Here is an 8,212-nt window from a genome sequence, read left to right as displayed (position 1 = left end):
AACGGACGCGTACACCCGATTCGAGATTCACTTTCGGTGAACCTTGAAGCGGAGGCGCAATCTCGCTTGTCTCCATCTTATCAGACTGTCCAGATTCGTGTCAAATCTTGCGACTTGATCCGAAGTGACTGGATCTTCTAAGATTATGCACCCCGTTTCTGGGGCAACCCTCGTAACTTACCGTGTCATCCGGCCCGTGTCGAATCAACTGATTATTCGTTGATCTTGGCGTGCCCGGAATCCACCCTCGCTGGAGCACGCCGAAGCAGCTCTGCCGAGTGGCTCGTTTTGTTTCAAGGGGCTTGCCCTGAGGCCCGTCCGCCTTACCGGCGTCCGGCTCACTCCCGGGGCGAAGTGAAAGATTAGGTCGCGATCCGCCACACGTCAAATCGCCTCGCCTGGCGGTGTGAGCGAGGTGTGCGCGCCGTCCTCCGCAGGACCCCGGCTGACCTGGAAATGTTTGGCCGACCGCATCCCATACGGTCTGGGCAGTCGGCATGCAACCTCCAGGAGCAGGAGATCTCCTTGGCGGGAGATGATGCTCGGGGTCCCCTCGTGGGCTTGCGTCCCGATGGAGTGATCTACGTGGGCCGCTGATCTTCGCTGACGCCCCGTGGTCGCGAAGGGCCCGTGGTCGCGAGCTCGCGGCGCCCAGGTGCTTACGGGTCAACGCGACGGTTGATCAGGAGCAGCCGGTCAGTGGCCGGGTGCAGGGGGTGGTTCTGGCGTGCGCGGATCGGGATTCACAGCTCGGATACGGCCCTCGCGACCGCTTCGTTGCATCGGCGCAGCAGCTCCCGCAACGTGCTCCGCTCCTCCTCGCTCAACTCCTCGGCGATCGCCCGCTCGACCACCACGGCCCGCTCGTCCGCCGCCATCAGCGCTGTACGCCCGGCCTCCGTCAGACGGGTCTCCAGGACGTTGCGATGCCAGGGGTGCGGGGAACGTTCGATCAGGCCGCGTTCCTCCAGGTTCTTGAGGACGACGGTCATGGCCTGGGGTGTTACCAGGCAGGCTCGGGCCAGGGCGGCCCCCGAGATGCCGGGGCTGCCGGCGAGGGCGAAGAGTGCCGCGTACTGCGGGACGGTCAGGCCGGCCGGCCGTACGGCGGCTTGTTTGGCGGTGATCAGGGTCTGTTCGGCCCGCTTGATGTCCAGTCCGAGCCGTTCGTCCGCAGGCATCCCCATGGGGGCGAGCGTACAACCTCATACGATGCTTCTAACATTGATGAACATCAAGGCTTTGATATGGTGTCCGAAAATCGGGTGACTGCGCCCGTGTCTGAGATGAGAGAAGTTGCGATGATTCCTGAAAGCCACCTCGACCTCCTGACCCGGCCGCTCTTCGCGCACCTGGCCACGATCGGTGCGGACGGCAAGCCCAACGTCAATCCGGTCTGGACGATCTGGGACGGGGAGTACCTGCGGTTCACGACTACGACGGACCGCCGCAAGTGCAGGAATGTCATGGAAAATCCGCATGTGGCGGTCTCGATCAACGACCCCGAGAAGCCGTACCGCTACGTGGAGGTCCGTGGCGTTGTCGAGCGGGTGGAGCCGGACCCGGCGGGGGATTTCTTCGACGTGCTGGCCAGGCGTTACGGGCTGGAGTACGAGCGGCCTGTCGGGGATGCCGAGCGGCGGGTCGTGATCGTTATGAGGCCGACACGTACCACCCAGCAATGATCTGGAGGTGAGCCCGGTCGGGTTCGGCGGCCTGTGGGTGAGTTGATCTCGCGGGCGGGGTGATCGGCTCGTACGGCGGCGGCCCCGGACGGGCTGAGGGCTCAGGTCGACACGCCATGAAGTCGAGACGCCATGAACACGCGATCACAAACGCGACCACAAGGACGCCGCCCTGGCCACCGTGCCCGTGCCCGTGCTCGTGCCCGAATCAAGGCCGTGCTGGTGCCCGGATCGCTTGCTCGTGCCCGGATCGAGAGGGTGAGCTCGTCCCGCCCGAGCGAGAGGCCAACTCCTGCCGCGTCGGTGAACCCGTAGGGACAGCTGTGGCCGATCAGAGAGTTCGCGCGCCTGGGCACAGCAGGAACGCGGGACGAGAGGTCGGAGGTCAGAGGTTCGTGGGTCGGCTACGACCCGCCGGCGAACCCCTGACGCGGACGGACGGTGGCGCAGAGCGTCAGGACCTGTTGCGGTGACTCGAACACCTCAGCCACCATCCCCGCCTCCCGCGCAGCCACGACATTCGCCTCGCGGTCGTCGAAGAACAGGACGTCGCCCGGCCGTACCCCCATCTGTTCCGCACAGATCTCGTACGCCCGCCGCCCCGGCTTCGCCACCCCGATCCGGCACGAGTACGTCAGCGAGGCGAAGCGCCCCAGCCAGTCCCCGTGCCGCGACTCCCAGAGCGGCACCAGCTCCGGGACGATGTTCGAGAGCAGCCCCAGCCGGTGCCCCTGATCCGCCAGTTCGTGCACCACCTCCACCATGGCGCTGTCCACAACGCACCAACTGTCCAGGTCAGCCTCGATGAGGGCGGGCACGTCCGCGAAACGGGTGCCCAGCGCGCCGGCCACCGTGGCCCAGTACGCGGCGCCGTCCTGGCCCTCGTCGTACGCCTGCCGGCAGGCCCAGTACGCCTCCCAGAACCGCTCCCCCGGCACGCCGGAGAGATCGGCGATCCGCTGACGGGCGTCCTCGGACTGGATACGGGCGATAACGCCATAAAGGTCGAACACGATCACATTCACCATGCATCCGACCCTACGGCGCGTATCCTGCCCCGGTGACAACTGCCGCCACGCTCGCTCCCCTCGTTCGCCCGGCCGAACGTCTCCGCACGTCAACCCCGTGGTGGATGGGTCTGTTCGCGGGGATCGCCGCGTTCTCCGGCACGGGCTCGGCCACCCTGAACGGCGACGAACTGGCCACCATCAGCGCCGCTTCCCGCTCGTTGTCCGGGATGTTCGAGCTGGCACGGCACATCGACGGCCATTTCCTGCCGTACTACCTGTTCATGCACCTCTGGGTGCAGGCGGGCACGGCGGAGCTGTGGTTGCGGTTGCCGTCGGCGGTGGCGATCGGGGTGGCGGCCTGGTTCCTGGTCGATCTGGGGCGGCGCCTGCACAGCGTCCGGGCGGGGGTGATCGGCGCGGCTGTGTTCGCGATCCTGCCCTCGGTGTCCTATTACGGGGCCTTCGCCAGGTCGTACGCGTTCGCGGCGGCCGCGGTCGTGTTCGCGTTCTGGGCGTTGCACCGGGCCGTCGAGCGGCCGACCGGGCGGCGGTGGGTCGTGTACGGGGTGGCGGTGGCGCTCGTGTGCTCCACGCACCTGTTCGCGGTGCTCGTGCTGCCTGCCCAGTTGCTGCTCATGCGGCGGCCGGTGGCGGTGCGGATGCTGGCCGCGCTGGTCGTGGGGTGTGTGCCCGCCGCCGTTCTGGGGCTGATCGGGTTCGGGGAGCGGCACGCGATCAGCTGGGTCCCGCAGCGGGGGCCCGAGGTGTGGCTGAAGTTCCCCAAGATGGCGGCGGGGGCTACCACGCTGGGGGTCGTGTTGTTCGCCATGGCGCTGGCCGGGGCGGTGCTGCTGTGGCGGGCGCGGCGGGATGTCCACGCGTTCGTGCTGGTGGGGTGGCTGCTGCTGCCGCCGGTGCTGTTGCTGACGGTCTCGCAACTCGTCACGCCGGTATATGTGGACCGCTACCTCTTCGTGACCGCTCCGGCGCTGGCGCTCCTGGCCGGGGTGGCGGTGGCGTGCCTGCCGCGGTTCCACGTGGTGGCGGGGGTGCTGGTCGTGGCGCTGGGGTGTGTGCTGGCCTTTCCCGACCATGTGGAGGTACGGGAGGAGAACGGGCGCTTCGAGAACATCCCGTGGGCGCTGCGCGTGATCAAGGCCGAGCCGGAGGACGCGATCGTCTATGGGCAGAGCCAGTTGCGGTCGGGGTTCGATTACTACGCGGACTCGCTGATGCCGGTGGATGTGCTGCGGTCGGGGGATTCGCCGGATGCCGAAGGGTTCGGGTACCCGGAGCGGTCCGATGTTTCCGCCGAGCTGGAAGGGCGGAAGCGGGTTTGGGTCGTGTGGCGGGGCAGCAAGCAGTCGGGGCTGGAGGGTGACTCGGTTCCCCGGGTGGGGGAAGTGGAGCGCGCGGGGTTCGAGCTGGACGTGGCCAAACATTCGGTGGACTTGCCGGGATTGACGGTGGCGTTGTTCATCCGTCGGTGAACTCGCCCGGATGAGCCCGTCCGGATAGGCCCGTCCGGATAGGCCCGTCGGTGAGCCCGTCCGGATAGGCCCGCGAAAACGGGCCCTCCGCCGTACAGAAAGCAGGCGAAGGGCCCGGACGGAACGGTCAGCCGACCTCGACGCCGCCGATCGACTTCTTGCCCCGGCGCAGCACCATGAAGCGGCCGCCCAGCAGGTCGTCGGCGCCCGGCTCGTACGACTCGTCAGTGATCTTGCGGTTGTTGAGGTACGCCCCGCCCTCCTTGACCGCCCGCCGCGCCGCCGACTTGGACTCCACCAGGCCGCTGTCGGCCAGCAGGTCCACGAAGGACGCGCCGAGGGCGGGGACGACGGCCTTGGGGACCTCGGCCAGAGCCGCCTCCAGCGTGGAGGCCGGCAGCTCCTCCAGCGAGCCCTGCCCGAACAGCGCCTTCGACGCCGCCACGACCGCGGCCAGTTCGTCGGCGCCGTGCAGCAGTTCGGTGAGGTCCTCGGCCAGCGTGCGCTGGGCCTCGCGGGCGAACGGGCGCTCGGCGACGGCCTTCTCCAGGGCCTCGATCTCCTCGCGGGTGCGGAACGTGAACACCTTCAGGTAGTGGATCACGTCGCGGTCGTCGGAGTTGAGGAAGTACTGGTAGAAGGCGTACGGAGAGGTCATCGCGGGGTCGAGCCAGAGCGCCCCGCCCGCCGTCTTGCCGAACTTGGTGCCGTCGGCCTTGGTGATCAGCGGCTGGGTCAGGACGTGGACGTGGCCGCCCTCGATGCGGCGGATCAGGTCGGCGCCCGCGGTGATGTTGCCCCACTGGTCACTGCCGCCGATCTGCAGCGTGCAGTTGTAGCGGCGGAACAGCTCCAGGTAGTCGTTGGACTGCAGGATCTGGTAGCTGAACTCGGTGTAGCTGAGCCCCTCGCCGGACAACCGAGCCGAGACCGACTCCCTGGCCAGCATGCGGTTGACCGGGAAGTGCTTACCGATGTCGCGCAGGAAGTCGATCGCGCTCAGCTCGCCGGTCCAGTCGAGGTTGCTGACCAGGCGGGCCGGGTTGGGCTGGGCGTCGAAGTCGAGGAACGTGCCGACCTGGCCGCGCAGGCGCTCCACCCATTCGGCGACGACGTCGGAGGAGTTGAGCGAGCGCTCGGTGTTGCGGCCGCTCGGGTCGCCGATCAGGCCGGTGGCGCCGCCGACCAGGCCGATCGGGTGCTGCCCCGCGAGCTGGAAACGGCGCAGGGTCAGCAGCGGCACGAAGTGGCCGATGTGCAGGGACGGCGCGGTGGGGTCGAAACCGGAATAGACCGTGATCGGTTCCCTCGCCATGGACGCGCGCAGGGCGTCGAGGTCGGTGGACTGGGCGATCAGGCCTCGCCACGCGAGGTCGTCAAGGAGGTCTGTCACGGTCATCTGGCTTTCCTGGGTCGGAGGTCGGTGCCTTTCAGCCTGCCCGATCGGTGCGCGTGCGCGCCACTTGGATACGCTGTGTGTCCATGTGGAGGGTCCGTCGCGAGCTGGCTGTTTTCAAGATCTTAGGGGCTCTGGTGTGTGCCGGGCTCGCCGTTTTCTGGTGGTCGCAGGGCGACTTCCGCGGCGTCATCCTGGCCGTCCCCGCGACCGTGCTGGTGGGCGCGATGGGGCTGCGTGACGTGCTCGCCCCCGTACGGCTGGCGGCCGACGAGAGCGGCATCACGGTGGTGCAGGGGTTCGCGGGCAGGCGGCACGTCCCGTGGGAGTCGATCTGGGACATCAAGGTCGACATACGCCGGCGATGGGGGCTGCGCAGCGAGATGCTGGAGATCGACACCGGCGACTACCTGCACATCTTCAGCCCTCACGAGCTGGGCACCTCACCGACGGAGGTGGCCGCGGCGCTGCGGCGCCGGGGCACGTGAGCACGATACGGGGAGACGGTGGGGTCGCCGTCGATCCAGAACCGCCACGGCGTCTCCTTGGCCGTCGACACGCCGGTGCGCGGGCCTGACCTGATCAGCGCCGGGGCGGCGGGCAGGCCCTCCAGCATGGTGGCCGACCCGTGCGGCCGGCCGGCCGGCGAGCCGTCGAGGATGGCGTCGAGGCCGTTGTGCTCGCGCAGCAGGCCGAGGGCCACGGCCAGGCGGGCGGGGCCACGGGCCAGGTCGCGGTCCGCGACCGGTTTGCCGGCCGAGCGCCGGGCGCGGGCGTGCCGCGTGCCCGCGATCACCTCGCCGGCCCGCAGCAGCACGGCGGAGCCGAAGCCTTCCGGCAGGCAGACGAGGTTGGCGCAGAAGTGCATGCCGTAGGTGAAGTACACGTAGATGTGTCCTGGCGGGCCGAACATGACGGCGTTGCGCGGCGTCCTGCCCCGGTAGGTGTGCGCCGCCGGGTCCTCGCCGGGGCCGCCGTACGCCTCGACCTCGGTCAGGCGTACGGCGACGGAACCATCGACGCCGCCGTGGACATCACCGTGGACATCACCAGCGACACCGCCGTGGACGAGCACGCGCCCGAGCAGGTCGGGCGCCACCTCGTGCGACGGCCGGTCGAAGAAACTCCGCGGCAGCGCGGCGGAGCTCAGCTCCCGGCTGCCCATGCCGCCTGCGCGTCGACCGCCTCTCGGAGGGCGATGAGCTGGTCGCGTACGCGGTCGGGCGCGGTGCCGCCGTGGGCCTTGCGGGCGGCCAGGGCGCCGGGCACGCTGAGCACGTCGCGGACGTCGGGCGTCAGGTGCGGCGAGACCTTGACCAGTTCGTCGTCGGTCAGCTCACCGAGGTCCTTGTCGTTGACCTGGCACCACACCACGAGGTGGCCGACGGCCTCGTGCGCCTCGCGGAAGGGCACGCCGCGGCGGACGAGCAGCTCGGCCAGGTCGGTGGCGAGGGCGAACCCGTCAGGGGCCGAGGCCTCCATGCGCGCGGTGTTGACCCGCATGGTGGCGACCAGGCCGGCCACGGCGGGCAGGACCAGCAGGAGCGTGTCGACCGCGTCGAACACCGGCTCCTTGTCCTCCTGCAGGTCGCGGTTGTAGGTCAGCGGCAGGCCCTTGAGCGTGGTGAGCAGGGCCACCAGGTTGCCGATGAGGCGGCCCGACTTGCCCCTGGCCAACTCGGCGACGTCGGGGTTCTTCTTCTGCGGCATGATCGACGAGCCGGTGGAGTAGGCGTCGTCCATCTCGATCCAGCGGAACTCCTGCGAGGCCCACAGGACGATCTCCTCGCCCAGCCGCGACAGGTGCACGCCGATCATGGCCGCGTCGAAGAGGAACTCGGCCGCGAAGTCGCGGTCGGACACGGCGTCCATCGAGTTGGCAGCGGCGGCGGAGAAGCCGAGCTCCTGGGCGACAGCCTGCGGGTCGAGCGGCAGCGAGGAGCCGGCCAGGGCGCCGGCGCCGAGCGGGGAGATCGCGGCGCGCTTGTCCCAGTCGGTGAGCCGGTCGATGTCGCGGGCGAAGGCGTGCACGTGGGCCAGGAGCTGGTGGCCGAACGAGACCGGCTGCGCGTGTTGCAGGTGGGTCATGCCGGGCACGGCCGTGTCGGCGTGCTGCTCGGCCTGGGCCATCAGGGCCGTCTCCAGCTCGACCAGGCGCGAGACGATCGAGCGGGCGTGATCGCGGAGATAGAGGCGCAGGTCGGTGGCGATCTGGTCGTTGCGCGAGCGGCCGGCGCGGAGCTTGCCGCCGAGCGAGCCGAGCCGCTCCAGCAGGCCGCGTTCCAGCGCGGTGTGCACGTCCTCGTCGGCGATCGTCGGCCGGAACTCGCCCTCCTTGCAGGCGCGCTCCAGGTCGTCGAGCGCGCCGATCATGCGCTCGAGCTCCTCGTCGCTCAGCAGCTCCGCCTTGTGCAGCACGCGGGCGTGCGCCCTGGACGCGGCCAGGTCGTACGGCACCAGCCGCCAGTCGAAGTGCACGCTCACCGACAGCCGGGCCAGCGCGTCGGACGGGCCGCTCTCGAAGCGTCCGCCCCACAGCCGCATCGGCTTGGCATCACTCACCGTCATCTCCTTCGTGTACCTTTCTGGTGGTCGCGCCCGCTTCGGTGCTCGTCGGCATCGTCCCTCGCG

At 69.3% G+C, this 8,212-nt stretch carries 8 protein-coding genes; 3 read left to right on the top strand and 5 right to left on the bottom strand.

Features of this window, described 5'->3' with window-relative positions; translation table 11 throughout:
- Positions 1 to 743 precede the first annotated feature (743 nt).
- Positions 744 to 1,187 carry a MarR family winged helix-turn-helix transcriptional regulator gene (locus ACFPZ3_RS11930; RefSeq protein WP_379514083.1) on the bottom strand — a complete coding sequence of 148 codons (444 nt, stop codon included), beginning with the start codon at positions 1,185 to 1,187 and terminating at the stop codon, positions 744 to 746.
- A gap of 114 nt (positions 1,188 to 1,301) precedes the next feature.
- On the opposite strand from ACFPZ3_RS11930, the gene ACFPZ3_RS11925 reads away from it, so the two are divergent.
- A complete protein-coding gene (locus ACFPZ3_RS11925) occupies positions 1,302 to 1,685 on the top strand; it encodes a PPOX class F420-dependent oxidoreductase (RefSeq protein ID WP_379514082.1) in 384 nt (127 codons plus the stop codon).
- A 404-nt stretch (positions 1,686 to 2,089) separates the two neighbouring features.
- Here the strand turns inward: ACFPZ3_RS11925 and ACFPZ3_RS11920 are convergent, their stop codons facing one another.
- Entirely contained in the window at positions 2,090 to 2,713 is a 624-nt protein-coding gene (locus ACFPZ3_RS11920; protein WP_379514081.1) for an HAD family hydrolase, read from the bottom strand.
- A gap of 32 nt (positions 2,714 to 2,745) precedes the next feature.
- Between ACFPZ3_RS11920 and ACFPZ3_RS11915 the strand changes: the two genes are divergently transcribed.
- Positions 2,746 to 4,185, top strand: a complete 1,440-nt coding sequence (locus tag ACFPZ3_RS11915; protein ID WP_379514080.1) for a glycosyltransferase family 39 protein — start codon at positions 2,746 to 2,748, stop codon at positions 4,183 to 4,185.
- 127 nt (positions 4,186 to 4,312) lie between these two features.
- Here ACFPZ3_RS11915 and tyrS read toward each other — a convergent pair whose 3' ends face one another.
- Complete coding sequence (gene tyrS / locus ACFPZ3_RS11910) at positions 4,313 to 5,578, bottom strand: tyrosine--tRNA ligase (RefSeq protein ID WP_379514087.1); 1,266 nt, start codon at positions 5,576 to 5,578, stop codon at positions 4,313 to 4,315.
- A gap of 89 nt (positions 5,579 to 5,667) precedes the next feature.
- Here tyrS and ACFPZ3_RS11905 point away from each other — a divergent pair, with 89 nt between their 5' ends.
- Positions 5,668 to 6,069, top strand: coding sequence for a PH domain-containing protein (locus ACFPZ3_RS11905; RefSeq protein WP_379514079.1), 402 nt, complete (start codon positions 5,668 to 5,670; stop codon positions 6,067 to 6,069).
- Here ACFPZ3_RS11905 and ACFPZ3_RS11900 read toward each other — a convergent pair.
- Both ACFPZ3_RS11900 and argH read right to left on the bottom strand, forming a co-directional pair.
- Positions 6,009 to 6,746, bottom strand: coding sequence for a DNA-3-methyladenine glycosylase (locus tag ACFPZ3_RS11900; protein ID WP_379514078.1), 738 nt, complete (start codon positions 6,744 to 6,746; stop codon positions 6,009 to 6,011). The two genes, ACFPZ3_RS11905 and ACFPZ3_RS11900, sit on opposite strands and share 61 nt — an antisense overlap.
- On the bottom strand, positions 6,728 to 8,149 hold the full coding sequence (argH, locus tag ACFPZ3_RS11895) for an argininosuccinate lyase (protein WP_379514077.1): 1,422 nt from the start codon (positions 8,147 to 8,149) through the stop codon (positions 6,728 to 6,730). Before argH ends, ACFPZ3_RS11900 begins: the two co-directional genes overlap by 19 nt.
- Positions 8,150 to 8,212 lie beyond the last annotated feature (63 nt).

It is taken from the genome of Nonomuraea insulae (genome assembly GCF_042656245.1).
This window is presented reverse-complemented; position numbering and strand designations above follow the sequence as displayed.